Origin of the sequence: Aliamphritea spongicola (genome assembly GCF_017051665.1) — a bacterium.
GTDB classification, from domain to species: Bacteria; Pseudomonadota; Gammaproteobacteria; order Pseudomonadales; family Balneatricaceae; genus Amphritea; species Amphritea spongicola.
This window is the reverse complement of the sequence record NZ_JAFIDL010000002.1, coordinates 483,030-509,026: the sequence shown is the minus strand read 5'-3', so window position 1 is coordinate 509,026 and position 25,997 is coordinate 483,030. Positions and strand designations below refer to the sequence as shown.

Sequence of the window (25,997 nt, the reverse complement as noted above, 5' to 3'; positions counted from 1 at the left end):
CGTCCGGTATCGTTTTTCACTACATTTGTTATTTTTTCGGTGCCCTAATATGAAATCTGCGTACCAGTTGTAACCTACCGGCAGATTCCGCAATGCGTGACAAAACGCTGATTCCCGGGCCTGCCTGCGGGATCACCGCAGGTGCCCGGAGCGCTCAGCTATGAGCGCCGCGACGGTAGAACAAACTCCAGTTCTTTACAGAACTCTCTCCAGAGTTTGCTCAAACTTGGCAACAGCTGCATCAACATCGTACAGCTTATCCAGACCGAACAGCCCCAGACGGAACGTCTGGAAATCTGCCGGTTCATCACACTGCAGGGGTACGCCCGCAGCGATCTGCATACCTTCAGCAGCAAACTTGCTGCCATTCTGGAATCCGGCATCACCGGTATAGCTAACCACAACACCCGGTGCCTGGAAGCCTTCAGCAGCAACACTCTTAATGCCTTTGCTGACCAGCAGTGCACGGATCTTGTCACCCAGCTCCTGCTGAGCAGCACAGACTTTATCAAAACCGTATTCTTCGGTTTCCTTCATCACCTGGGCAAAGCTGGCCAGTGAATCGGTTGGCATGGTCGCGTGATACGCGTGTGCACCACCTTCGTAGGCATTCATGATTTGCAGCCACTTTTTCAGGTCACAGGCAAAGCTGTTGCTTTCAGTGGTTTCCAGGACAGCCAGGGCGCGCTCGTTCATCATCACCAGACCGCAGCAAGGAGAACCGCTCCAGCCTTTCTGTGGTGCGCTGATCAGTACATCAACACCGTGGGCTTTCATGTCTACCCAGATCGCACCGGAAGCAATGCAGTCCAGTACGAACAGGCCGCCAACCGCATGAACGGCTTCAGCAACAGCCTGAATGTAATCAGACGGCAGGATCATGCCAGAAGAGGTTTCTACATGAGGTGCAAACACAACATCCGGTTTTTCAGCATGAATTGCAGCCACAACTTCATCGATCGGTGCCGGTGCGAAAGGCGCCTGGCTACCTTCTTCAGTCTGACGGGCTTTCATTACTGTACAGCTGGATGGCAGGTCAGCCATTTCAAAAATCTGAGTCCAGCGGAAGCTGAACCAACCGTTACGGATAACCAGCGCTTTCTTGTTGTTAGCAAACTGGCGGGCAACCGCTTCCATACCGAACGTACCACTACCGGGTACCACAGCAACAGCGTCAGCCTGATAAACAGATTTCAGAGTGCGGGAAATATCGTTCATCACGCTCTGGAAAGATTTGGACATGTGGTTCAGGGAACGGTCGGTATAAACCACGGAATATTCAAGCAGACCGTTAGGATCCACAGGAGATGAAATATTAGTCATTGTTATGCTCTTCGTGAAATTTGTAATTATTTTTTCACGATGCTGCCTTAAGACTTTTTAAAAGGCAAGCGTCGTAAACAAAAAATGTATATTTTTTGTACCGGCGCGACTAATACCAAACGTCATATAGCGAATAGCGCCAGCCTACAGACTAACGGAATCCCCCTGGGCAAAAGTGCGTAATATCGCCGCATTTTAGACAAATATCGACACAGATAAGGCCAACTTATCGACCTTACTGGATCCAGAACCCCTGTTTTATCCCCGCCTGTTTTCGTTTTCACGATAAGAAATTTTTCTTGCATAACAGAATTTTCGTTTTAGGCCCGCTTTTTGCTTTATTCCTTTTGCCAGTTTTTAACTTCGACCTGCACGGCCGGTTGAAATGAACGAACTAACGGCAGCTACAGGCGACGCCGACAGTTGGGCTATCAGCCGGCACAGGTTATCCACACAGGAGTAAGCATTACGACGTTTTTTTACAGAAGCAGCTATAAAACATTGAAAATCAACGCATTAGGCCACTACAGGTAAGTTTTAAAGACTTACCGCTCAGACAGGCAGGTGCCTCCTTGCAGCCAGAAAACTGACTGCAGCAGCACGCCACGCGCCAGTTGTAATTTTCAGTGCACAGTTTCGAGCCGGGGTATCTGCGTTATCAGATGTCACAGCCCCCCTTTGCCCGAAGAAATGGGAACAGTTGAATCTGTCGGCAAACGGCCGGCACCGATTCCGTTTCCCAGGGGTATGCTCGTCCGGCGTCTGGCCTGCAGACAGTTTTCCGCTATCCGCTCAGTCTGATGGCACAGGGGAACCTGCGCGCTAAATAAGGAAACCATGGAGTAAAGGTGACCTGCAAAGGCTGACAGCGACGACCGGGACGGGTGCTATTTTCAGCACGACACGGAGTATGACAATGATCATCGACACCAGTTACATCAATCTGAGTGCAAGTCATGAAAAGACCGAATCCCGCAGCTTCAGCGCATCACTGACCAGCGGCTTGCAGTTCGGTAAATTTTTTCTCGATGCCAAAGACTATTTTGAGCCGGGCGATCTGGCCAATACTTCCCAGACAACTGATAACAGCCAGACGGAAGACGACGGACAGAATACTACCCCGTCCATTCTGATTATGACCGACGAAGGCTTCCGCTTTCGCGACACGGCGGAACAACAGCAGATTACTGACCAGCAACAGCTGACCCACGACCGCCTGTTTCAGGGTTTGTTACAGGCCGTCAGTGGCCAGCGGGTTACGGCCACTACAGACAACAGCAGCATCATGGCACTGATTGGTCAGATCCAGCAGGCAAACGCCGGAGAAACGCCACAATCCCCAGAAATTCAGCCTGCCAAACTTGAGGTCACGGTCAAAATGAAAGAAACCGTGTCTGAATATGAATGCACGGAGTTCTCCAGCTGCGGCATCGTCAGAACCGCCGACGGCCGTGAATTTGATCTTTCCATGCAACTGAAGATGGAACGCAGCTACACCGAAACCCGGGAATTCGAAATGACCAAAGAAGTCACCTTCGCTGACCCGCTGATCATTAACTTCCAGGGGGAAGCCGCCGACCTGAGTGATGAGAAATACAGCTTTGACCTGGACACCGACGGCGACGCTGAACTGATCAGCTACCTGAACGGCAACAGCGCCATGCTGGCCCTGGATAAAAACAACGACGGCGTGATTAACGACGGCAGCGAACTGTTCGGCGCACGCAGTGGCGACGGTTTTGCCGATCTCGCCCAGTACGATGAAGACGGCAACGGCTACATCGATGAAAACGACAGTATCTTCGACAGCCTCCAGCTGTGGACCAAAACCACCACTGAAGACAAGCTAGAGTCACTGGCTGATCGGGGCATCGGCGCGATTTATCTGGGATCTGCCGAAACCCCGTTCGACATTAAAGGCAGTGATAACCAGACCAATGGCCGGGTTCGGGCCACCGGCTTTTATCTGACAGAAGCGGGAGGTTCCGGCTCGGTCCAGCAGGTTGACATGGTCGTCTGACCGGTCTGCGGCTCCCCTGCCATTCCCCCCAGCCAGGCAGCGGGGGCCGCCTTTATTCATCCGCCAATTGCCTATAACGTGAAATTCTGCGTACACTGAGATCAGGTTTTCCGAGATTCCCTGACCTGAGGAGACACAGATGTCTGATCATGTATATAAGAAAGTAGAAATTGTCGGCTCGTCCAAAACCAGCATTGAAGACGCCATTGAAAACGCGCTGGCCGAATGTAACAAAACCCTCACCCATCTGGACTGGTTTGAAGTCACCGAAACCCGCGGCCATATCGTTGGCGGCAAGGTCGGCCACTATCAGGTAACCCTCAAAGTAGGCTACCGCCTCTGAGCCCGGCTCTCTGACAAGACCGGCTAAGGAACACTATGAAAGACTATCAACCCATTCAGTGTGAACTGCACGACGGTTATGAACTGGCCTGCATGCGCCAGGCTGAACACATCGTCAGTTGGCATGATGATGCCGGAGAACACATCGAAACGCTCCGCTTCATGGACATTGAAATCAGTAACAGCGAAGAATACCTGATCGCCGATACACCGGACGGCGAAAAGCGCCGCATCCGTCTCGACCTGATCAGCTCTTCCCTGCCCTATTAAAAGGCGCTCTTTACAAGCGCTGTTAAAAAAGCAAAAAAAATCCCCGCAACAGCGGGGATTTTTATATCACTCAACGGCTTACATAAACCCGTGGTAGGCAACCAGCGCAACCGCCAGACCCCACATCAGCGGATGGATCTCGTTCAGCTTGCCGGTCAGAATCCGGATCAGCACAAAGGAAATCACACCCAGGGTGATACCGTGGGCAATAGAGTAAGTGAACGGCATCGCAATGATGGTCAGGAAAGCCGGAACACCATCTTCCAGCTTGGTCCAGTCCATTTCACGGGCGGCAGACATCATCATCGCACCCACCACAATCAGTGCCGGGGCCGTTGCCAGCGCCGGTACAGCCGTAAACAGCGGCGTGAAGAACAGTGACAACAGGAACAGAATGGACACAACCACCGCGGTCAGACCGGTACGGCCACCTTCTTCAATACCGGTAGCCGACTCAATGTAAGTGGTTACGGTGCTGGTTCCCACTAATGCACCGGCAGTGGTACCGGTGGCATCCGCCATAAAGGCACGGTCTGCGCCCGGCAGCTCACCTTTAAGGTTCAGGAAGCCCCCCAGACGGCCAACGCCCATCAGGGTACCGGCGGTATCGAAGATATCCACAAACAGGAAGGCGATCACTACAGTGATCAGCGTGGCATTAAAGATCTGGGAGAAATCCAGCGCCATGAAGGTTTCTTTCGGCAGGGATGGCATTGCCACAATGCTTTCCGGGGCAGGTGCCAGACCGGTAAACCATGCAATCAGGGTAACTGTCACGATTCCGATCAGAATCGCGCCTTTCACTTCACGGATCATCAGTGCAGAAATCAGCACAATACCCGCCAGCGCCAGCAGCACCCCCGGATCATGCAGGTTACCCAGGGTTACCAGTGTTGCCGGGTGGTCAACCGTCAGCTGCGCACCCTGAAAACCGATAATGGCCAGAAACAGGCCGATACCGGTCATGGTCGCAATCTTAATGCACTGGGGAATTGCATTGATCAGTTTGGTACGTACACCGGTCATTGCCAGTGCCATAAAGATCAGACCTTCCAGGAAAACCGCCACCAGCGCGATCTGCCAGTCAACGCCCATGCCTTTTACCACCCCGAAGGTGAAGTAAGCATTCAGGCCCATGCCCGGTGCCAGTGCAAACGGGAAGTTCGCAAAGATACCCATGATCATGGTGGCAATTGCCGCTGCCAGCGCCGTCGCAATCGCTACGTCGTTAGCAGGCATGCCCGCCAGACTGAGGATCTGCGGGTTTACAAACAGAATATAAGACATGGTCAGGAAGGTGGTAATACCCGCCCGGATCTCGGTTTTAATATCGCTGCCACGTTCAGCGATTTTGAAATAACTCATCAGAGCTTGCATGCTCAGTCATCCTTCTCAGAAATGGAAAATTTTATCGTCGCGGTGAATGGTGTCGCTTAAGGCTGATTATTGTTATTGCCGTCAGTTTGCAGCCGGTTTTATGGTTATTTTTACCCGCCCCAAAAGCACTGCCCGAAAAAAGCGGCTAAGGCTATAGGGAGTGCTTTCGAGATACAAGACTGTTGGTCATACCAGATGGTAAAAAAATACAAAAACTGCCCACATCAAGCTTACAGCGCAAAGGTTATTCACTATAATGTCGTATTTGTTCACGCCTGAAGCGACGCTCTTCCTTTACTGGTCTCAGTAACGGCATCTGATTAACAGACGCCGGGCAGAATTGACTCTGGCAGAACCCCACTTAAAAATTCAGCGGCACCGGGAAGATCCCCGGTCAGCAGAAGATAGGCCCGATTATGGTTAACAAAGTATATTTAAGCGCTCAGGAGCTGCTGGAAGATTCATTCCGTCTGGCAATTGAGGTGTACAACAGTGGTTTCCGTCCTGACTTCATCGTCGGTGTTTGGCGTGGGGGTACACCTGTGGGCATCGCCGTACAGGAACTGCTGGAAACCCTGGATGTAAAAACCGACCATATTTCGATCCGTACCTCGTCTTACACCGGCATCGATTCCCGTGCTAAAGAAGTCCGCGTACACGGTCTGGATTACCTGATCCGTAACGTGAATGCCCCGGACTCACTGCTGATTGTCGATGATGTATTTGATACCGGTCTGAGTGTTGAAGCTGTGATCAAGACGCTGAAAGAAAAAGCCCGTCTGAACACGCCACACGACATCCGCATTGCTACCCCATGGTACAAGCCGGCGAATAACAAGACTGACGGTCTGGTTCCGGATTACTTCATCCACGAATCTTCTGACTGGCTGGTATTCCCGCACGAGCTTCAGGGCCTAACCCGCGAAGAAGCCATTGCCAATAAGCCAGGTCTGAAAGAGATCTACGAAGAATACGGCATGTAATTTTCGCAACCGCGATATTAGAAAAGGCTGAGCCGTTACCGGATCAGCCTTTTTTTATGCCCGTTTGTTATCCCCACAACCTGCTCAATACCAGCGGTCCGGCATCGACTCTTTCTTGGTAGCAATATAAGCCTGCAACGCCTCATCCACCGCCGGATCAATCTCCGGTGCCTGATATTCGCTCAGTTGCTTCTTAAACAGCTCATGGGCACGCTGCTCGGCGGTTTTACTGCCTTCTATTTCCCACTGTTCAAAAGAATTGGCATCTGCCGTATTCGACTCATAAAACACATCCGTATAGTTGGCCATGGTATGGGCAGTACCCAGGAAGTGTTCATTATGCTCGGTACGCTGACGGTACGAATCCAGCGCAAAGGCATTCTCATCCAGCGCCATACCGCCCATCATCTTCGCCATCATGCCCAGCCGGTTGGCATCCAGCATAAATTTCTCAAAGCCCATGGTCAGGCCACCTTCCAGCCAGCCTGCCGAATGCAGCACAAAGTTGGCACCGGAGAGCAGCGCTGGCATCAGTGCATCCGCACTTTCCTGCCCGGCCTGAAAATCAGATACCTTGGATGACGTAAACGAACCGCCGCAACGCAAAGGTAAACCCGCCCGGCGGGCCAGCTGACCAATGGCAAAATACGCCAGGCTGGCTTCCGGCTGACCAAAGGTCGGCGAACCGTTACGTAATGACATGGTGGTCAGGAAGTTACCGTAAATCACCGGCGCTCCCGGACGGACAATCTGAGTCAGGGCGACGCCAATCAGCGACTCTGCATGCGCCTGAGCAACCGCACCCGCCGGTGTTACCGGCCCCATCGCCCCGCCCAGCACAAACGGACATATCACCATACCCTGCCCGGCAGCGGCATAGGTACGGATTACCCGGGTAACATCGCCGTCAAACACCAGTGGTGAAGTGGCGTTAATATTGCCCATCACCACACAGTTGTTATCCACAAAATCATCGCCAAACAGAATCTTTGACATCTCTATTGAATCTGCCGCCCGTTCCGGCGAGGTAATTGAACCAAGATACGCTTTATCTGAATAACGCATATGGCTGTAAAGCATATCAAGATGACGCTTATTCACTGGCACATCCACCGGCTCACAAATCGTACCGCCGCTGTGATGCAGATACGGGTTCATATAGGCCAGCTTCACCAGGTTCTGAAAATCCTCCAGTGATCCGTAGCGACGGCCTTTCTCCAGGTCATACACAAATGGCGAGCCGTAGGCCGGCACCAGCACCGTATTATTCCCGCCGATCTGCACAGTACGGGCCGGATTACGGGCGTGCTGGGTAAACTCAGCGGGTGCGGTGGCAATCAGCTTGCGGATCAGCCCCGGAGGAAAATGCACAATATCCCCTTTCGCTTCAGCACCGGCTTCCACAAATAACCGCACCGTTTCCGGATCATCCCGGAACTGAATACCGAACTCATGCAGGATAATTTCCGCATGATGCTCAATGGCTTCCAGCCCCTCATCACTCAGCAAATTGTAATGGGGAATATTGCGCTGAATATATGCAGCAGCCGGCTGAGGGGCAGCTTCCTGTCGAACCTGACGGCGTCGGCGACTGTTACGGGATGGGCGTATATTATTATTTGAATTCATGGCACTGACCGCTAATTCCTGATTTGTGAAACCAATTTATCAGCGCTAGACTGGGCTAGCCACTAGCCTTGTGATAATGCCCGATATGAAAAAAATTAATATGCACCTGCTAACCAGCAGATCCATTCTGGCCTTCCATCTGGCCGCCCAGGAAAACAGTTTTACCAAGGCCGCCGATACCCTGAATGTCAGCCAACCGGCCATCAGCCATGGCGTTCGCCAGTTAGAAGAACGCCTCGGCGTAGAGCTTTTTGAACGTAACCCGCAAGGGGTCATTCTGACGGAAATGGGTGAAAAACTGGCCCGGCGTATTCAGCGCGGGCTGGCGGAAATCCAGCTCGGGCTGGAAGAAGCACTCAGCCATACCCAGCCGGAAAAAATCACCCTGCTGGTGTCCACCTCTGTCGCCAGTCACTGGCTAATGCCCCGGATTGCCCGCTTTAAGCACCTGTACCCTGAAGTACAGCTGCACTGCATTACCCAGGATACAGATCAGGGCCTGCAGGAAAGCCGCTTCGACCTGTGTATTCCACTGGGACTCGCCCCGGAAACCGGTTTTCAGCGCTGGCAGTTTGCAGAAGAAGTACTGACTCCCGTATGCAGTCCGGAATTTGCCTACAAGCATCAGCTGCACAATCTATCCGCCATTAATGACATTCCCCTGATTCATCTGGAGGAACGCTATAACTCCCGGTACAACTGGCAGCACTTTTTTGATGACTGCAATCTTTCACCGCACAGTTCACGGGGCGATGAAACCTACAACGATTACTCCATCGTTCTGCAGGCAGCCATGGAAGGTCAGGGGCTGGCGCTGGGCTGGCAACACATCGTCGGACCACTGATCCAGCAGGGCAAACTGGTCGCCCCGTTTGAACAGCAGATTGCCACCAATCAGCCGTTTCATATTATTGCGCCGGAACACAAGCCGCTTAACCCGAATGCCAAAGCTCTGCTCGACTGGCTCCTGAAAGAAATGCAGTAACTCTTCAGTGCGATACTGTTCAATGCGGTGTGAGCGGCCTGCCAACACCGCATAACGGCTCGCCTAACCGCCTGATTTAAAAGCTTGAATCGCAACATTACACAAACTGAGTATCGATTATTTTAATACTGCCAATATTTTTTTGACGGGGGCAAAATCCCTACTACGCTGTAGCTTAAGCCTATTACAGCCCGTGTTTTACGGGCCACTCTGTATCTGACCGTAAAGGACTATAGTCATGCTGCAACGCCTGCTGAAAAACATCTCTATCAGACACCAGCTCATCACCCTGTCATCGCTGGCAATCATTGCTCTGCTTACAGTTATCAGCAGCACCACTGTTCAGCTGTTGAATATTCGGGACGAGCTGGTTGCCGTTGCCGAAGAAGATATCCCAATGACCTCCATGGTCACCGAAACGGCCCTCAAACAACTGGAACAGTCCGTTGAGTTCGAACGCAGCCTGCACTACGGCACCCTGATGACCCTGGAGGACAACAGCTATGCCCGAACCGGTTTTGAAAAAGCCCGCCAGCACTTTGACAGCCTCAGCCAGACAGTAGACAGCACCCTGAAACAGGCACAAAGCTTCGTGCTCCTGGCAGAAGAACACGCCACCAATCCGGGCGACCTTGCAAAGCTAAAGCAGTTTGAAGCCGAATTTGCCCAGATCGCTCAGATGCACAGCGCCTACGAACAACATGCCCATGAGGTATTTACGGTACTGGCCGCAGGTAACCTGTCCGAAGCCGATCAGCTAAGCCGTAAAGTGGAACAGGAAGAAGATATTCTCAATCAGAAAGTTGAAACGGTATTGCTGGATCTGAGCGCTTTTACAGAAGCCGCCGGCAAGCGGGCTGAAGCCCATGAGGAACAGGCCATTACCCTGGTGCTTGTCATTGGCAGCATTGCTACCCTGCTGATTTTACTGATCAGCTATCTGATTGGCCGCCAGATCATCCGCAGTATCAACCATGTACGTAATACCATTGATGATGTCGCCACCAATCTGGATCTGACCCGCCGTATTAACCTTTCCGGCAATACTGAACTGGGGCACCTGTCCCGGGATCTGGATAACCTGTTCAGTATTATGCGTAACAGTATCGAAGAAGTCTGTATGGCATCCGGTCAGCTGGCGTCGGCTTCCGAAGAACTGTCAGCCATTTCAACCCAGAGCAATGCCGCTGTCAGCGAGCAATACAATGAAACCGACCAGATCGCCACCGCCATCAATCAGCTGGCCAGTGCCGCCAGCGATGTTGCCAATGTAACAGAAAACGCCAGCCAGACTGCTGAAACCGCATCCAATGCGGTCAATGAAGGGATCCGGGTGGTCAGCGATAACCTCAGCGGTATGCAGGCTCTGGAACAGCAGGTTAACCAGACCGCCAGCATCATCTCCGGCGTCAACCAGAGCTCCCAGGGCATTTCAGCCGCGCTGGATGTCATTCAGTCGGTGGCAGCGCAGACCAACCTGTTGGCGTTAAATGCCGCCATTGAAGCCGCCCGGGCCGGGGAAGCCGGCAGAGGCTTTGCGGTGGTAGCAGATGAAGTGCGCGAACTGGCTTCCCGCACCCAGAACCTGACCGACCAGATCCGCACCCTGATCGAAGACCTGCAACAGGGTTCTGAGGCTGCCATGGCAGCCATGGAAGCTGGCCAGCAGCAAAGCAACGAAGTGCTGACCCAGAGCGATGCCGCCAGCCAGGCCCTGAACAGCATTGCCAGCGCCGTCCGGGAAATCAGCAGTTTCAATATTCAGATATCCAGTGCTGCCGAAGAACAGAGCGCAGTCACTGAAGAAATCAGCCGCAATATCACCAACATCCGGCGGGTTGCGGAAGAAACCTCCTCATCCACCCGGGAAACCAGCCACGCCAGTGAAGAACTCGCCGTACTGGCCAATCAGCTACAGACCAACAGCCAGCGCTTCTGTATCAACTGATACCGGCGCGCTGACGTCCTTTTTGTTTCTGTCACGTCTGAAAATGCACATATTAAAATTTTTCGTGTCACATCTTATATAATCGGGCCATTTAGCCTACGCTGGCTGCTAGGCTATATGGACGTATCTTCAAAAAACTGACAGTTATTTTTCCAGCCTGCTATTGAAGGCTGAGTGTTGAGCCCCCATCTATGGGCCGAAGCCACCGGGAAATCATTATGGATCGTCGTATAACTCAGTTTATTTACCGCTACAGTTTGCGTGATCAGATACGTGTACTGCTGCTGACCCTGTTATTTTTCCCGATCCTCTATCTGTCCCTGGAACTGCCCAAAACCATCATTAACGGGGCAATCGATGGCGCCGAAACCAGTAGCTTTCTGGGCATGGAATGGCAGCCAATCGAATTCCTTCTGCTGCTCAGCGGCATGCTTCTGCTGACCGTACTGATCAGCGGTGCATTTAAAATGCGCATCAACACCTATAAGGGCGTGATCGGTGAACGCATGGTACGCCGGCTGCGCTACCTGCTGCTGGAGCGGGTTCTGCGTTTTCCTCCCGGTCAGTTCCAGCGGGTATCTCAGGGTGAAATAATCGCCACTGTCACCTCTGAAACGGAACCGCTGGCCGGCTTTATCGGCGACAGTCTGGCCCAGCCCCTGTTCCAGGGCGGCACCATGATTACCATCCTGACCTTTATGTTTGTTCAGGACCCGATTCTTGGCATCGTGGCGATTTCAATGATCCCGCTGCAGGCCTACATCATTCCCCGCATGCAGAAAAAACTGAACGCCCTGAAAAAAGAACGGGTGCGGCAGGTACGGGTACTGGCCAGCCAGATCGGTGAGAGTGTCGACGGCAACCGTGAAGTCCGGATTTACGGCACCCACAACTATCATCTGGCACATTTTTCCCAGATTCTGGGCAAGCTGTTCACCATCCGGTTGAATATTTTTCAGCAAAAATTCCTGATGAAGTTCATCAATAACTTCCTCAACCAGCTGCCACCGATTATGTTTTATGCGGTTGGCGGCGTGCTGGTCATTCAGGGCCATCTGAGCATGGGCGCACTGGTAGCAGCCCTGACCGCCTACAAAGACCTTGTCGCCCCCTGGAAAGAGCTTCTGGCGTACTACCAGCAGTATCAGGATGCCAAGATTCGCTACGAACAGATTCTGGAAAACTTTGATCCACCGGATATTATTCAGCCGATACCGGCTATCGAAGACGAACCGCAGAGCCTCAACGGCGACGTCAGCCTGAACAGCCTGTATCTGACAAATGACCGGGGTGAATACATTGCCCAGAACATCAGCCTGGATGTCAAACAGGGCGAACTGGTTAACATTCACTCCAACAGTCCGTTTTTGCTGCGTAAAATGGCGCAAAGCCTGATGCGTACTGACCGTCCCGCAGCAGGTTATATCAGCTATGGCGATCAGGAAATTAACCAGATATCCACCGAGCGCCTGACCCGCAATGTCAGCTATGCGGGACCTGAACCGATTCTGTTTGACGGTACTATCTTGCAGAACATTAACTATGGTCTGCGCCGCAAACCGCCTGAAGAAGACACCGCCGACCTGACACCGGCACGTTTAACTGAAATCGAAGAAGCAAAAGCCTCCGGTAACAGCCCGGCCAGCGCCCACGATATCTGGACAGACTTCGACATGGCCGGGGTGGAAAACTGGCGGGAAATGCGCAACTGGCTGCAGGAAATGATGGTGGCCATCGGTTCCCGGCGGATGGTATTTGAGCTGGGCCTGAAAGACTATTTCGACCCGACGGATATGCCGACAGTCATCGAAGAAAAGTTTATTGAGACCCGTAACGACCTGACCCATCAGTGGCACAGCCAGCAGCTGGACCACTATGTGAAGCGCTTCGACATCAACAGCTACCACCCGCACCTGTCCGTGCTGGAAAATATCGGCTTTGGTCTGATCAAGTCAGAAGATGAGGTACCGCTGATCCGGGCCCTGACCGGCAATGATGAGTTTGTCCGCATTCTGCAGCAGCAAAACCTGTATAAACCCCTGCGGGATGCCGGTGAGCAAGTCTCCAAGAACATCATTGAGGAGCTGTGCGAAGTGGGGCCTGAGGGCCAGCTGAAGCCGCACCTCAGCCAGTATGACAGCGAGTGCATCCGTGATCAGCTGACCCAGTGCATCGGCCGTCCGGATTATCTGCCGGCCTGTGAGTTCCTGCTGGAAATGGCCCTGAAGGTACGGATTGTCGACTCCGGTGAAGAACATATCCACGCAGATCTGCAGAAACAGATAGTCGAACTGCGTCACTGGTTGATCGAGCAGGATAAACAAAAGATTCTCACTGAGCTTGAACCGCTGAACGAAAACCGGATTAACGCCAGACTGAGTGTCATGGAAAACCTTGTCTGGGGCATTGAAGTATCACCGAATCATAACGGTAATCATGGAGAACTGGTGGAAATTGTCGAACAGGCCCTGATTGCCAACGACGCAGAATCACTGGTGCTGATCACCATCGGTCTTTCTCCGGTGGGTATCCGGGGCGAACGTCTCCCGCTAGCGGCCAAGCTGAATATCCAGCTGTTACGCTGCCTGGTGAAACGGCCCAAAATCCTCATTCTGCATGATGCTCTGGAACACAAAACGCCGGATGAGCAGTTGGAAATGCTGGAAGGTATTCGCCATCTGATGCCGGAACTGACCATCATTCTGTTGCGCAGTGGCACCGTGTATACACCGCTGCACAGCCGTAATTTCCGGATCGACAATGAAGGACTGGTTGCGCTCAACTAGCCCTGAAAAGCCCGGCCACCGCCCACAAAAAAACCGCGCCATGGCGCGGTTTTTTATTGGTTGCATATAGAGCCTGAGGGTTATCAGATCTTAAAGCGACTCACTTCACCGCTCAGCTGATCAGACAGGCTGTGCATGGATTCAGTAGTCTCACGCAGATCACTGACAGAAGCGTTGGTATTGTTGTACTGCTCCTGAATCATACCGATGTTACGGTTGATCTCATTCACCGTCGCACTCTGCTCCTCAGTGGCAGCGGCGTTCTGCAGGTTCATATCATTCACCAGGGTTACCTGCTTAATGATATTTTCCAGCTGATCCTGAATCGACGTCACCGTTTCCATGGTGGCAGTGGTGCGCTGATGGCTCTGCTCCATGGTCTTAACCGCTTCCGTACTACCGCTTTGCAGCTGTTCGATCATGGTTTCAATCTGCTCAGTGGACTGCTGTGTCTTCTGTGCCAGGTTGCGAACCTCATCGGCTACAACCGCAAAGCCGCGGCCCTGTTCGCCTGCCCGGGCAGCCTCGATGGCCGCATTCAGCGCCAGCAGGTTTGTCTGCTGGGCAATGCTCTTAATCACATCCAGAATGCCGCCGATTTCGCTGCTGTCGTCCGCCACCTGGTTGATCACGGTTACCGCGCGGTTAATATGCTCGTTCAGATCACCCATGGCCTGATTGGCGTCATTAACCCGGGTGCTGCCTTCGTTGGCCGCTTCAACCGCATGCTTAGACTGCTCCGCCGCCTGATTACAGTTTTCAGACACTTCCATCACCGAAGAAGACATTTCCTGCACCGATACAGCAATGCTGTCGGTTTCGCGCATACCTTCACTGACCCGGTCATCCACCTGGGTAGAGATCGACTGCATGCCACCCACGGCACTGGTAATCTGCTCAGTCGCGCCGCTGACACTGCGGGTCAGCTGGCTCAGGTGTGAGGTCATCTGGTTAAATTCATTGGCCAGACCGCCCAGCTCATCGGTGCTGATTGCTTCACACACATGGGTCAGATCGGAATGCTGACTGATACGGTTCACTGCAAAAGAAATCAGGTTGATCTGCTTAATGATCAGCCGCACCAGATAAACACTCAGCAGGATGGTCAGCAACAGCGCCACCGCGGCAATACCAACCAGAGTGCTCAGCCAGGCAACCTGAGCATCAATTTTAGTCTCAATTGCGGCATGCAGGTTGGCTTCAATCTGCTGTTCAAAATCATACAGCAGGTTAATCCGGTCAGTGGATGCATCCACCCAGACCTTCGGTTCTACCCCAAAGCTGCGGCTCTGATAGGTTGCCAGCTCCCGCAGCTCAGCCACTTTATCGACACTGGGGCCAACCAGGGTGTCATTGAGTAATGTGATGTCTGACTCAGGTGCAAACTCTTTGAAGGTCGACAGGTAGAACTCCTGCGCCACCAGATTCTGATTAAAACTCTTACGGATAGAAGACGGCTTGAACTTATCTTTACCGAAGGTAATTGCCAGCATCGCCCGTTCCTGACCACCGGCTTCTTTATATTGCAGCAGGTAATAATACGCGGAGGCTAAACGGCTGATCTCGGTGTCATTAGCAGAGCTGGAAAGAGCTGCGGTAATACCCAACAGGGAACGGTTCAAATCGTTGTAGAAGGTGAAAGACTCTTTGAGCTTCATCTTCACCTGCGCCACCTGGTCTACCCGGCTGCGGAACTCCCCAAGGGTCGCAAGCTGTTCAATTACAAGATCGGTTTTGGATTTCAGGCCGTTGCTGATAATGGATGCTTCATCCGCCTTAAGAATGGCCTGAAACTCGGTAATTTTGTTATCAACTGACTGTCGTTGAGCCCGTATCGGTGCTGTGTCTGTTTTGCCCTTGGTATCTACGTGCACCGTGGTCAGACCACGTTCTTTCTGTAACTCATGTACCAGCTGAGCACCTACAAAAGCGACTTCTGAAACTTCTTCAGCCTGCTCTAAAACCTTGTAGATCTCATAGTTGCCGTACAGATCCCGTGCAATGTAACTGATGCTCAGCAGCAGTGGTATCAGCACCAGCAGCGTCATCTTTACACGTATCGGCAGATTACGAATAAAAAACATTCTTCTCTCCTGTCAGACTCACGACGGGGTTAAATACCTGACTTTTTCCCTCTAAAAAATCAGTACCTTGAGCGTGCTTTAACCTACCTGAACCTGTATCGGAGTGATCTGATTACCAGCCGGATGATAATCCGGATGGCGGCACCTCAGAATCCGCCTGTAACGGGATCTGCCAGTTTATTTCCTGTTGTATTGCACTGCGTCTTTCCTTTACCTCAAGGGCATAGCAGAGAACTATTTCGATTGAAATACTCACTACATGCTGCAAATCAGCCTAAAGTCGCAGCAGAATCAATACAAGCAATTCACCGGGCTTTACTACTTACTTTGTGTATGCGTCGCAATCAGACAACTTATTGCCTGAAACCGCATAAAAAGGAACACTTTCCAGGGAGTTCGGCAGCGCAGTCGCCGCCCTGATCACTGTCCGGATCAGCCATTCTGCAAGCCCTGCCACTGCAATGCATAATCCATGAAAGTCCCCATCAGCGGGGTCTGATATTTATCTGCCGCACATACCAGCTGTAACTGCCGGGTCCAGTTCTGCTGCAGATCAAGCCGTACAATCCGCCCGCAGCAAAGCGCATCCGCCGCTGCAAGATCAGAAATAAATCCCAGCCCGATGCCACTGGCCACGGCACTGATCACCGCAGTATTGGTGTTAAATTCCAGCCCCAGCTGCCAGTTATCCAGCAGCGGTGCCAGCCGGCGGTCAAACTGTTCGCGGGTACCGGAAAACGCTTCCCGCACCACCCAGTTCTCACCTTCCAGCGCGCTAAGCGGTAAGTCAGCCTGCTGTGCCAGCGGATGGCCGGGGGCCGCCACCACCAGCATCTGATCCTGCAACCAGGGGCGGGCCGTCAGCAACGGAGAGTTGACCTGCCCTTCCACCAACGCCAGATCCAGCTCATAACTTTCCAATAGCTGACAAAGGTGCGAAGTATTTTCCACAATCAGATGCGGCCGCTGGCATTCATGGCGCTGCATAAAGTTACCCACCAGCATTGGCAGTAAGTGTTCACCCACGGTGTAACTGGCGCCAATATGCAGGGTACCGGCCAGGTTCCCCTGTCCAAACAGACTCTCAATGGTCATGGTTCGCTGTAACAACTCATCCGCCAGAGGCCGCAGCTGCTGCCCGTAAGCATTCATCACCAGACGGTTTTTAACCCGATCAAACAACGGATGGCCCAGCTGCTTTTCCAGCTCATGCAGAGCCACTGAAAGCGCGCCTTTAGTCAGCGACAATTCCTCTGCTGCCGCCGTCAGCGTGCCCAGCCGGGCAACGCTGGTGAAGGCCCGTAACTGCTTCAGCGTCAGTGCATTAATGTTCAAAATATTAAAACCTTAGGTAGAAAATGTTTAGATATTATTAATACTAGCCAGCGGGCTATGATGGTTGCAACTTAAATTTAACCGGACACTTCTCATGGTTACTGCAACCCGTCATCGCTTAGCGACTTTCCCTACCCCTGCTGCCGGCCTTGCCCTGGGCATTGCCAGCCTTGGATGGTGCTGGGAAACTTCCATGATGCCTGCCGGCGGCCTGGTGCAGACCGGTGCAGCCTATATTGCCATGCTGATCGCCCTGACCCTGCTGGCAAAATTCCTGCTCAATCCGGCAGTGCTCTGGAATGAACTGGCCCATCCGGTGGTCGGTTCGGTCATACCGACACTGGCGATGACCTGGATGGTGATCAGCAAAACTTTGGGCATGCTGGATGAAACCCTGGGAATCTTTATCTGGTATTCCGCCATTGCCATGCATGTAGGATTTTTACTGATCTTCATTGCCAACCGGGCAAAGCGGTTTCACATTTCACACATGCTGCCCAGCTGGTTTGTACCACCGGTGGGTCTGGTTGTCGGCGCGCTGACCTGTCCCGGTGAAAGCTGCATGTTTACCGCAGACCTGCTACTGCAGTTCGGGATCATCACCTATCTGATCATGGTTCCGCTGATGCTGTTCCGGCTGATATTCAGTGAAGCGGTGATGGATACAGCCAAACCAACCATCGCCATTCTGGCAGCGCCGCCTAACCTGTGTCTGGCCGGCTATCTGGCCCTGACTCCGGAGCCGTCCATGCTGTTTGTACTCTTCATGCTGGGCATCGCCCTGCTGATGACTGCCGTGGTCTATATCGCCTTCTTTGTACTGCTGCGGTTGCCGTTCAGCCCCGCATATGCGGCCTTCACCTTCCCGGTGGTGATCGGCGCAACCGCGCTGTTCAAAACAGCAGGCTTCCTGGCCGAACGGAATATTGATGCAACACTGACCCGGCAGGTAGAAATGATTGCTCAGGCGGAATTGTGGATCGCCACTGCAGTGGTCAGTTATGTAGCACTGCGCTACGTCATGCACTACCTACCAAAGCCTGCCAAACCTCAGGCGGCGGTTTAATTCAGCTCCCGCTGTGCGTCAGCAACCTGACGCCCAGCGCGCCCATCATGGCGGCGGCAATACGGTCAAAGTAGCGCTTACCCCGCAAATAGCCCTGCTGTGACACCGGAGCTGACAGCACCAGCGCCATCAGGCAGTACCAGCCTATTTCCAGTGTTCCCACCACCACTAACAATAGCGCCGAAAACCACCCGGGCTGCTCTGCCGGCAACAGTGCTGCAAAAATACTGCTGAACACCAGTGCGGTTTTCGGATTACTCAGCTGCGTCAGCAGGCCGGTGGCAAATGCTTTCAGCCATGAAGAGCGATCCTGATTCGCGGTGCCTGTCTGAACCTGCAATGGCCGGGCGGCTCCCCGGCAGATATTCCAGCCCAGATACAACAAATAACCGCCACCCAGAACCTTCAGCAGTAAATACAGCTGCGGCACACTCTGCAGCACCGCCTGCAGCCCCAATAACGCCAGCACAGCAAATATCAGACCGCCGACCCCAACACCCACGGCAGTCGCCAGCGCCGTCCGACGGCTGCGACTGACCGCTGCACGGGCCACCACGATAAAGCTCGGCCCCGGGCTCATCGCTCCCAGCAGCAGCGCACCTGCAATCAGCATCAGTGAAACCATCAGTTCCATGTTATGTCTCCTTTGCGGTACCGGCACCACGCACGGTTGCCATCAGTTGCCGGCAGGCTTGCAGGGCCATTCGGTCCTCCTGCACATCCAGCCGTTCAGTTTCATCCAGGCCAACCCAGTGCAGAGACTCCGCCTCGAAGCACTGAATATCCCCCTGCCAGTCATCCACCAGATAATAATGATTACGCTGTAACTCTGCGGTCTGATAATACAGGGTACAGAAATGCTGCCAGCGTAAGGGCTGTACCCCCAGCTCTTCCTGCATTTCCCGTAACAACGCCTGCTCACAACTCTCCCCGGACTCAACATGACCACCGGGAATGCTGTGCAGCCCCGGCCCGGATGTTTTATGCATGGCGCGTTTTTCCAGCAGCATCTGACCATCACGCACCAGTAAAAACACCACACAGTCGCAGGCCGCCGATAAATCCGGCAATAAAGCAGTGCTCACAAGCATCTCCTCACGCATGTTTCCTCTGTAACAGGGCTGCCATCAGCAAATCAGCCAGCGCCGCTTGCGTCCCTGTTTTACTATTGGCTATCACCACAGTTCCCTGATCGCTGAGCAATCCTGCCGGATCATCCAGCGCCCCGGCATAATAAAATCCCAGGCGGACCTCATGATCAATACTGATATAGGCAAAATTGTCCGCCACCGCGGCATCGCCCCTAATTAATCCATAGGTTACGCGTTTTTGCGCCCGCCAGACCACTTCACTGAGGAATTCCGGCAATGCCAGCACCTGCTGACGGAGCACTGTGCATATTGTCTGCTGTGCAGGGGTCAGATCATCCAGCAATTCATCAAAACTACTCTGGCGAACGAAACACTGCCTTGCCTGTTTATCTGTCATCCGGAAAACTCCAGCGGTTCAGAATGTAAAAAGCCGGATCAGAGTCCGGCTTTTTTAACTATAACAGCAAGTATCGGTCAGTTGCGTAACTTAAACCGCTGGGTCAGCTGATTCAGTTCCTGCAGATTCTCACGAACCTCCTGAATCGCTGTTACCACCATCTGAGTTTCAGTCTTGGTTTCCGCCGCTACATTGGTGATATTCACCACCCGCTGATCAATGTCATTCGCCACGCTGCTTTGCTGATCCGTCGCGCTGGAGATCATCACGTTCATTGAAGAAATGGTATCCGTAGAGGAGATAATCTCCCGCAGGGAATCCGCTGCCGCAACCGACAGCTCACTGCTGCGCTGGGCCAACTGATTATTCTCTTCCATCGTGGTTACTGACTGCTCAGCCATCCGCTGCAGTTCACCCACAATGTTCTGGATCTGTGTTGTGGATTCCTGAGTGCGCTGCGCCAGGGTGCGGACCTCATCTGCCACTACCGCAAAACCACGGCCCTGATCACCGGCACGGGCCGCTTCAATCGCAGCATTCAGCGCCAGCAGGTTGGTCTGTTCCGCAATGTCATCAATCACGGAAGTCACTTTACCCACTTCAATGGTTTCATCTTTCAGCTGCTGAATCTGTTCAGAGGTACGCTGAATACTTTGCAGCATCTGCTGAACCTGAGCATCCGCCTGGCTAACCACATCGCCACCATGTTTAGCCTGTTCACCGGTGGTGCTGGCTGCTTTCTCTGCTTCATTGGTGTTACTGGCCACTTCCTGCACCGTCGCTGCCATTTCAGTCATGGCAGTGGCAACCAGTTCGATATCTTCATACTGACGGGCTACACCTTCATCCGCCGCATTGGTCAGGCGGATCATTTCTTCCATATGATTTTCGGTGTTCGCAGATACACGCTGCACTACATCCAGTAACTCACTGGCATGTTCCAGCATCTCGTTATAGGAATTAAACAGCTGGCCTACTTCGTTATCCACATGGTCAACGTTAAAGCGGTGGGAGAAGTCGCCGTTACCCACTTCAGACATACGTTTACGCAGACGCTCAATGTTGTTCATCAGCATGGTCAGACCAAACTGACGGCCCAGCACCACCAGTACCAGAATCACGATGATGCAGACAAAAGCAATCAGTAACTGAGTTCTGACCGTTTCATTGGCTGCGGTGGTCATCATACCTACCGCTTTATTCATCTCTTTCAGCACCACCGGCGATTGTTGCTGTATCTGCTTCAGGGTCTGCTCACCCGGGTTCGCCACATGCTGATTAATGACGGCTTTATAACTTTTCCACAGGCCTTCGACATGCTGCATCTGAGCAACAATGGCAGGATCTGTAATCGGATTCATGCCGCGGCTTTTGTCACCATCCAGAATTGTCCGGTGAGAGCTTTCAAATAACTGGATCGTACTCGCCAGTGCGGTCTGCTGTTCAACACCCGCCGCGACCAGCAAGGCTTCTTTGGCTATCCGCTGGCTCAGCATACGCTGGCGGCCGGCGTCATTAATCGTTTCCGGATTAATCGCCATACTCATGTACAGGGAAACAGCAGCGGTTGCTGCCAGTAAGAAAATTAACGCATAAGACAACATAAACTGAGCGTTCAGGGTTTTAGCCCCCAAGGCCCTTAGCGCTTTGTCGATTCCACCTGCAATATGGCTATACATTCTTTGTCCGACCTCTTAGCTTTGCGACAGCATAGTAGTTTCTTGTTCTGATACAGGCTTCAGACTCATCCCTGATTCCGCGTCATGTAACGAAGAATGCAGCGTGCAAAACGCGATAAGTGACGGCTGTCTGTAGCCGTATCTGAAAGCCCGGCACTACGCTACCCCAGAGTCAAAAGCCTTATCAAGCACGTGATTGCCCCTTTTATCTCAGATTGAGGAGCAAAGGCCCTCTGATTCCTACCTTAGTCTCAGAAATAGTACGAGACAGCCACGGATAATCCGCCACAAACAAAAATGCCGGGCACTTATATCAAAATAAGCAGCCCGGCATTTCTTTAGCAGCAACTAAAGCCTTTACGCTTCGGTGCTCTTTAAATATGAGTAGTCCGTACTCACGACTGGCGTCATGCAGCCACAGCCGCAGGCAAAGCTCTGCTGGAAAGTGCGAAGCTGCGATGAATGATCAGCTTTAGAAACAAAAATGCCGGGCTGAATAGCCCGGCATTTCTTTAGCAGCGAAACTGAAGAGTATTACGCTTCGGTGCTCTTTAAATATGAGTCGTCCGTACTCACGGCTGGCGTACTGTCATCACAATCAGAGCCACAGCCACAGGCAAAGCTCTTCTGAAAAGTGCGAAGCTGCGGCGGATAATCCACCACAAACAAAAATGCCGGGCTGAACAGCCCGGCATTTCTTTAGCAGCAACTAAAGCCTGTTACGCTTCGATCACCAGTCCGTACTCACGGCTGGCGTCCTGCAGCCACAGCCACAGGTAGTCAGCGAAGCTGCGACGGATAATCAGCTCAAAACGGTCTTCACCGGTACGGCGCACAACAGCACCTGCTTTGGCGAATACAGTACCGGCTACTTTACCCACCGGGAACTTCTTAGCATTGAAATCCAGCGGACAGGACTTCTTCAGCATATCCACAGCGTTAGCACCGGATACTTCCACCAGCGTCTGACCACCGCTGACGTTAACCAGCGAGTAGTGACCGGACATTTCTGCACGGAACTTAGTTTCGTAATCAAACGCTTCCAGACCCGGAACGATGACTATCCACTCATCCGGAGAGGTCCACATTACAGTAACGTTGCCTTCGGTTACTGAAGACAGCGGCTCTAACGGCAGCGCCACGCCCAGAACCCGCTCAACACCCGCCAGGTGCTCCGGGTTTTCAGGGTTGCAGCGCAATACCAGGTGACCTAACAGTGCGTGTTCACGCAGGTGAACACCGCCCTGCTGTGGGCCTTGCTTAGCCAGTGTTTCCAGATCCGCGTGATGTAGCGGCGAGTAACCTGGGATGCTGGCATCCGGCAGCTGGTTCATAACCGCTGCAAATACTTCGTTATCAGACATTCTGACGCTCCCCTTTAGGATCAAGGAAGATCGGGCTGCAAATTTCAGCCTCAATGACACTACCATCCGCCTGTGGATAGTAAACGGTTTCGCCCATACGGTTCAGACCACCTTTCACAAAGCCCATGGCAATGCTGTGGCCCAGAACGGCACTGTAGTAGCTGGACGTTACGTGACCAACCATTGGCATCGGGATTGGCGCATTCTTATCAAACACACCCTGCGAACCTTCCGGAATAACAACCATCGGATCTTTAGTCTTCAGACCCACCAGTTGCTTACGGTTTTCACGGACACAGTCTTCACGCTTCATACCGCGCTTACCGATATAGCTGAACGGCTTCTTGTCAGATACGCACCAGCTCATACCCAGATCGTGCGGGTGAACAGAACCATCAGTATCCTGACCGGCGATGATGAAACCTTTCTCTGCACGCAGAATGTGCATGGTTTCAGTACCGTAAGGCGTCAGGTTGTACTTCTCACCGTGCTCGAACAGTTTTTCCCAAACCTGCAGACCGTAGTTCGCCTGAACGTTAATCTCGTAAGACAGTTCACCGGTGAAGGAAATCCGGAATACCCGTGCAGGAACACCTGCAACCGTACCCGCTTTCCAGTCCATGAAGCTGAAGGCTTCGTTAGACAGATCAATATCGGTGCAGACTTCTTCCAGCAGCTTACGACTGTTCGGACCGGAAATCGTCATGGTCGCCCAGTGATCGGTTACTGTGTTGAAGTAAACTTCCAGCTCAGGCCATTCAGTCTGATGATACAGTTCCAGCCACTCATATACCCGTGCCGCACCACCGGAAGTGGTGGTCATCAGGAAATGGTTCTCACCCAGACAGGTAGTTACACCGTCATCGAAGACCATACCGTCTTCACCACACATCAGACCGTAACGGCACTTACCGACCGCCAGCTTGGCCCATGGGTTGGTGTAAACACGGCCCAGGAATTCACGGGCATCTTTACCCTGAATATCAATTTTACCCAGTGTGGATGCATCCAGAATACCGACGCTCTCACGGGTCGCCAGACATTCACGGTTCAGCGCTTCCTGCATGGTCTCACCCGCTTTCGGGAAGTACCATGGACGTTTCCACTGACCTACGTCCTCAAACTTGGCGCCGTTTTCCAGGTGCCACTTGTGCATCGCGGTGTAGCGCTCAGGATCAAACAGCTCACCACAGTCACGTCCAACCAGCGCACCGAAAGTTACCGGTGTGTAGTTAGGACGGAAAATAGTCGTACCGGTTTCCGGGATGCTCTTGTTCAGCGTCTTCGCTGCAATCGCCATACCGTTGATGTTACCCAGCTTACCCTGGTCAGTACCGAAGCCCATTGCGGTGTAACGCTTAACGTGCTCGATAGACTCATAACCTTCACGACACGCCAGTTCGATACCCGATGCAGTTACATCGTTCTGGTAGTCAACAAACTGCTTAGGTGCAGCTGAAGTCGGCTTAGTGTGAGGGATGTGGAACAGTGTCTGTACAGGACCTTCAGCCACTTCTTCAGTGGTTGGCAGGTCAACAGATACAGCATCCAGGTTCAGGGAAGCAATCGCGCTGTTTGCGGCTTCAACACCTTCACCCATCGCTTTACCGGTCGCGTAGCTACCGTTGATACCACCGGCAACCAGCTGCTTCTGAACAGTCGGGCCAGGCAGGAAGCCAACGATTTCTTCATTCCATACCGGACGGCTGCCAGTGTGGCAGGACAGGTGAATAACCGGGCTCCAGCCACCGGAGCTGGCAACAGTGTCCACGCTCAGACGCTGAACAGAACCGCTTACCATGCTGCCATCGCTGCTGATTGGCGCAACGCTGACACCGGTAACACGCTTGCTGCCCTGCACTTCAATCACTGCAGAACCGGTAATGATGTTGATACCCAGCTTACGGGCAGCATCGATACGGTCACCGGCAGGTGACTGACGGGTATCGACAATTGCAACAACTTTACGGCCGGCTTCCGCCCAGTCGATAGCAGCCTGGTAGCCGTTATCGTTGGTGGTCATCAGTACCAGCTCTTTACCCGGTACAACGCCGTAGCGGTTGATGTAAGTAGATACCGCATTCGCAACCATGCAGCCTGGTACGTCGTTATTCGCGAATACCAGCGGACGCTCGTGCGCACCGGTTGCCAGAACAACCCACTTAGCACGGACACGGTGCAGACGCTGACGCACCTGACCGGCAGGCGCCAGATCACCGATGTGGTCAGTACGGCGCTCGTGGATCGTCAGGAAGTTGTGATCGTGGTAGCCGTTCACAGTAGAACGTGGCAGTACCAGCACATTGTCAGCCGCTTCCAGCTCAGCAACAACTTCAGCAACCCAGTCACCGGCTGGCTTGCCGTTCAGCAGTTCTTTGCTGCTCAGCAGGCTGCCACCGAATTCGCTCTGTTCGTCAGCGATGATGACGCTGGCACCACTGCGTGCAGCAGTTTGTGCAGCAGCCAGACCCGCAGGGCCGGCACCGACAATCATGATGTCGCAGTGCTGGTTAACCTTGTCGTATGTATCCGGATCAGTTTCCAGCGGCGAACGGCCTAAACCGGCTGCTTTACGGATCAGGTTCTCATAGGTATCCCACATAGACTGCGGATACATGAAGGTCTTGTAGTAGAAGCCAGGAGGCATCATCTTGCCACCGACCTTGCCCAGCAGGCTCATGATATCGGTGTCTACGTTCGGCCAGCCGTTAGTCGACTTGCTCACCAGACCGTGGAACAGTTCCTGCTGAGTAGCACGTACGTTAGGTACCTGAGTTGCTTCAGTCGCACCCAGCTGCATTACCGCATTCGGCTCTTCAGCACCGGCAGCAACGATACCACGCGGGCGGCTGTACTTAAAACTACGACCAATTACGTCGATGCCGTTCGCCAGCATCGCAGATGCCAGTGTGTCGCCCTGGTAACCTTTAAATTCCTGACCATTGTAGGAAAAGGTTAAGGACTTGGAACGGTCGATTCGTCCTCCGGACTGGAGGCGGTTTTGCTGTGTCATGAATCCGCTCCTTAACTGTCAGCAACTACAGATGGCTGTTCGCCAATCTTGTAAACTTCTTTAATTTCGTATGTCACGGTGTCGCGGGTCATGTTGAAGAACTTACGACAACCGGCAGCGTGTACCCACAGTTCGTGGTGCAGACCACGTGGGTTCTTACGGAAATACAGGTACTCACCCCATTCTTTATCGGTGCAGTTATCCGGATCTAACGGACGCGCAATGTGCGCCTGACCTTTCGGGTGAAACTCTTCTTCTTCGCGGTGCTCGCCACAATGCGGGCAGTAGATATATAACATGTCAGT

20 protein-coding genes are annotated in these 25,997 nt (G+C 52.9%); 8 read left to right on the top strand and 12 right to left on the bottom strand.

Annotation, left to right across the window (positions count from 1 at the left end; genetic code table 11):
- Positions 1-195: 195 nt before the first annotated feature.
- Positions 196-1,323 carry an aminotransferase class V-fold PLP-dependent enzyme gene (locus tag JYB63_RS08890; protein ID WP_205657503.1) on the bottom strand — a complete coding sequence of 376 codons (1,128 nt, stop codon included), beginning with the start codon at positions 1,321-1,323 and terminating at the stop codon, positions 196-198.
- Positions 1,324-2,239: 916 nt separating this feature from the next.
- Between JYB63_RS08890 and JYB63_RS08885 the strand changes: the two genes are divergently transcribed.
- From JYB63_RS08885 to JYB63_RS08875, 3 genes are all read left to right on the top strand, one after another.
- Positions 2,240-3,343 (top strand): SPM autocatalytic domain-containing protein, encoded by a 1,104-nt coding sequence (locus JYB63_RS08885; RefSeq protein WP_205657502.1) that lies wholly within the window; start codon positions 2,240-2,242, stop codon positions 3,341-3,343.
- 139 nt (positions 3,344-3,482) lie between these two features.
- A complete protein-coding gene (locus JYB63_RS08880) occupies positions 3,483-3,686 on the top strand; it encodes a dodecin (protein ID WP_205657501.1) in 204 nt (67 codons plus the stop codon).
- Between the two features lie 35 nt (positions 3,687-3,721).
- The gene (locus JYB63_RS08875; protein WP_205657500.1) at positions 3,722-3,955 is read left to right on the top strand and encodes a Rho-binding antiterminator; all 234 of its coding nucleotides are present in this window, start codon (positions 3,722-3,724) and stop codon (positions 3,953-3,955) included.
- 78 nt (positions 3,956-4,033) lie between these two features.
- Here the strand turns inward: JYB63_RS08875 and JYB63_RS08870 are convergent, their stop codons facing one another.
- Positions 4,034-5,332: an NCS2 family permease gene (locus tag JYB63_RS08870; protein ID WP_205657499.1), complete on the bottom strand. Its 1,299-nt coding sequence runs from the start codon at positions 5,330-5,332 to the stop codon at positions 4,034-4,036.
- 416 nt (positions 5,333-5,748) lie between these two features.
- Here JYB63_RS08870 and JYB63_RS08865 point away from each other — a divergent pair, with 416 nt between their 5' ends.
- The gene (locus JYB63_RS08865; RefSeq protein WP_205657498.1) at positions 5,749-6,315 is read left to right on the top strand and encodes a phosphoribosyltransferase; all 567 of its coding nucleotides are present in this window, start codon (positions 5,749-5,751) and stop codon (positions 6,313-6,315) included.
- Between the two features lie 84 nt (positions 6,316-6,399).
- Here JYB63_RS08865 and JYB63_RS08860 read toward each other — a convergent pair whose 3' ends face one another.
- Positions 6,400-7,944 (bottom strand): trimethylamine methyltransferase family protein, encoded by a 1,545-nt coding sequence (locus JYB63_RS08860; RefSeq protein ID WP_205657496.1) that lies wholly within the window; start codon positions 7,942-7,944, stop codon positions 6,400-6,402.
- Positions 7,945-8,029: 85 nt separating this feature from the next.
- On the opposite strand from JYB63_RS08860, the gene JYB63_RS08855 reads away from it, so the two are divergent.
- From JYB63_RS08855 to JYB63_RS08845, 3 genes are all read left to right on the top strand, one after another.
- Positions 8,030-8,929 (top strand): LysR substrate-binding domain-containing protein, encoded by a 900-nt coding sequence (locus JYB63_RS08855; RefSeq protein WP_205657495.1) that lies wholly within the window; start codon positions 8,030-8,032, stop codon positions 8,927-8,929.
- Positions 8,930-9,167: 238 nt separating this feature from the next.
- Positions 9,168-10,877: a methyl-accepting chemotaxis protein gene (locus JYB63_RS08850; protein ID WP_205657494.1), complete on the top strand. Its 1,710-nt coding sequence runs from the start codon at positions 9,168-9,170 to the stop codon at positions 10,875-10,877.
- A 218-nt stretch (positions 10,878-11,095) separates the two neighbouring features.
- Entirely contained in the window at positions 11,096-13,663 is a 2,568-nt protein-coding gene (locus tag JYB63_RS08845) for an ABC transporter transmembrane domain-containing protein (protein ID WP_205657493.1), read from the top strand.
- A gap of 83 nt (positions 13,664-13,746) precedes the next feature.
- Here JYB63_RS08845 and JYB63_RS08840 read toward each other — a convergent pair whose 3' ends face one another.
- Positions 13,747-15,747, bottom strand: coding sequence for a methyl-accepting chemotaxis protein (locus tag JYB63_RS08840; protein WP_205657492.1), 2,001 nt, complete (start codon positions 15,745-15,747; stop codon positions 13,747-13,749).
- A 432-nt stretch (positions 15,748-16,179) separates the two neighbouring features.
- The gene (locus JYB63_RS08835) at positions 16,180-17,082 is read right to left on the bottom strand and encodes a LysR family transcriptional regulator (protein ID WP_205657491.1); all 903 of its coding nucleotides are present in this window, start codon (positions 17,080-17,082) and stop codon (positions 16,180-16,182) included.
- A 94-nt stretch (positions 17,083-17,176) separates the two neighbouring features.
- Between JYB63_RS08835 and JYB63_RS08830 the strand changes: the two genes are divergently transcribed.
- On the top strand, positions 17,177-18,148 hold the full coding sequence (locus JYB63_RS08830) for a TDT family transporter (RefSeq protein ID WP_205657490.1): 972 nt from the start codon (positions 17,177-17,179) through the stop codon (positions 18,146-18,148).
- Position 18,149: 1 nt separating this feature from the next.
- Here JYB63_RS08830 and JYB63_RS08825 read toward each other — a convergent pair whose 3' ends face one another.
- From JYB63_RS08825 to JYB63_RS08795, 7 genes are all read right to left on the bottom strand, one after another.
- A complete protein-coding gene (locus JYB63_RS08825; RefSeq protein ID WP_205657489.1) occupies positions 18,150-18,782 on the bottom strand; it encodes a LysE family translocator in 633 nt (210 codons plus the stop codon).
- Position 18,783: 1 nt separating this feature from the next.
- Positions 18,784-19,233: an NUDIX domain-containing protein gene (locus tag JYB63_RS08820; RefSeq protein WP_205657488.1), complete on the bottom strand. Its 450-nt coding sequence runs from the start codon at positions 19,231-19,233 to the stop codon at positions 18,784-18,786.
- Positions 19,234-19,243: 10 nt separating this feature from the next.
- Positions 19,244-19,636, bottom strand: coding sequence for a hypothetical protein (locus JYB63_RS08815; protein ID WP_205657487.1), 393 nt, complete (start codon positions 19,634-19,636; stop codon positions 19,244-19,246).
- A 77-nt stretch (positions 19,637-19,713) separates the two neighbouring features.
- A complete protein-coding gene (locus tag JYB63_RS08810) occupies positions 19,714-21,315 on the bottom strand; it encodes a methyl-accepting chemotaxis protein (protein WP_205657486.1) in 1,602 nt (533 codons plus the stop codon).
- A gap of 719 nt (positions 21,316-22,034) precedes the next feature.
- A complete protein-coding gene (locus JYB63_RS08805; protein ID WP_205657485.1) occupies positions 22,035-22,679 on the bottom strand; it encodes a sarcosine oxidase subunit gamma in 645 nt (214 codons plus the stop codon).
- Entirely contained in the window at positions 22,672-25,692 is a 3,021-nt protein-coding gene (locus tag JYB63_RS08800; RefSeq protein WP_205657484.1) for a sarcosine oxidase subunit alpha, read from the bottom strand. Before JYB63_RS08800 ends, JYB63_RS08805 begins: the two co-directional genes overlap by 8 nt.
- Before the next feature lie 11 nt (positions 25,693-25,703).
- Positions 25,704-25,991, bottom strand: a complete 288-nt coding sequence (locus JYB63_RS08795) for a sarcosine oxidase subunit delta (protein WP_205657483.1) — start codon at positions 25,989-25,991, stop codon at positions 25,704-25,706.
- Positions 25,992-25,997 lie beyond the last annotated feature (6 nt).

Coding starts and splice junctions, on each gene's coding strand:
- JYB63_RS08890 (WP_205657503.1), bottom strand. CDS start 1,323: ATGACTAATATTTCATCTCCTGTGGATCCTAACGGTCTGCTTGAATAT.
- JYB63_RS08885 (WP_205657502.1), top strand. CDS start 2,240: ATGATCATCGACACCAGTTACATCAATCTGAGTGCAAGTCATGAAAAG.
- JYB63_RS08880 (WP_205657501.1), top strand. CDS start 3,483: ATGTCTGATCATGTATATAAGAAAGTAGAAATTGTCGGCTCGTCCAAA.
- JYB63_RS08875 (WP_205657500.1), top strand. CDS start 3,722: ATGAAAGACTATCAACCCATTCAGTGTGAACTGCACGACGGTTATGAA.
- JYB63_RS08870 (WP_205657499.1), bottom strand. CDS start 5,332: ATGCAAGCTCTGATGAGTTATTTCAAAATCGCTGAACGTGGCAGCGAT.
- JYB63_RS08865 (WP_205657498.1), top strand. CDS start 5,749: ATGGTTAACAAAGTATATTTAAGCGCTCAGGAGCTGCTGGAAGATTCA.
- JYB63_RS08860 (WP_205657496.1), bottom strand. CDS start 7,944: ATGAATTCAAATAATAATATACGCCCATCCCGTAACAGTCGCCGACGC.
- JYB63_RS08855 (WP_205657495.1), top strand. CDS start 8,030: ATGAAAAAAATTAATATGCACCTGCTAACCAGCAGATCCATTCTGGCC.
- JYB63_RS08850 (WP_205657494.1), top strand. CDS start 9,168: ATGCTGCAACGCCTGCTGAAAAACATCTCTATCAGACACCAGCTCATC.
- JYB63_RS08845 (WP_205657493.1), top strand. CDS start 11,096: ATGGATCGTCGTATAACTCAGTTTATTTACCGCTACAGTTTGCGTGAT.
- JYB63_RS08840 (WP_205657492.1), bottom strand. CDS start 15,747: ATGTTTTTTATTCGTAATCTGCCGATACGTGTAAAGATGACGCTGCTG.
- JYB63_RS08830 (WP_205657490.1), top strand. CDS start 17,177: ATGGTTACTGCAACCCGTCATCGCTTAGCGACTTTCCCTACCCCTGCT.
- JYB63_RS08825 (WP_205657489.1), bottom strand. CDS start 18,782: ATGGAACTGATGGTTTCACTGATGCTGATTGCAGGTGCGCTGCTGCTG.
- JYB63_RS08815 (WP_205657487.1), bottom strand. CDS start 19,636: ATGACAGATAAACAGGCAAGGCAGTGTTTCGTTCGCCAGAGTAGTTTT.
- JYB63_RS08810 (WP_205657486.1), bottom strand. CDS start 21,315: ATGTATAGCCATATTGCAGGTGGAATCGACAAAGCGCTAAGGGCCTTG.
- JYB63_RS08805 (WP_205657485.1), bottom strand. CDS start 22,679: ATGTCTGATAACGAAGTATTTGCAGCGGTTATGAACCAGCTGCCGGAT.
- JYB63_RS08800 (WP_205657484.1), bottom strand. CDS start 25,692: ATGACACAGCAAAACCGCCTCCAGTCCGGAGGACGAATCGACCGTTCC.
- JYB63_RS08795 (WP_205657483.1), bottom strand. CDS start 25,991: ATGTTATATATCTACTGCCCGCATTGTGGCGAGCACCGCGAAGAAGAA.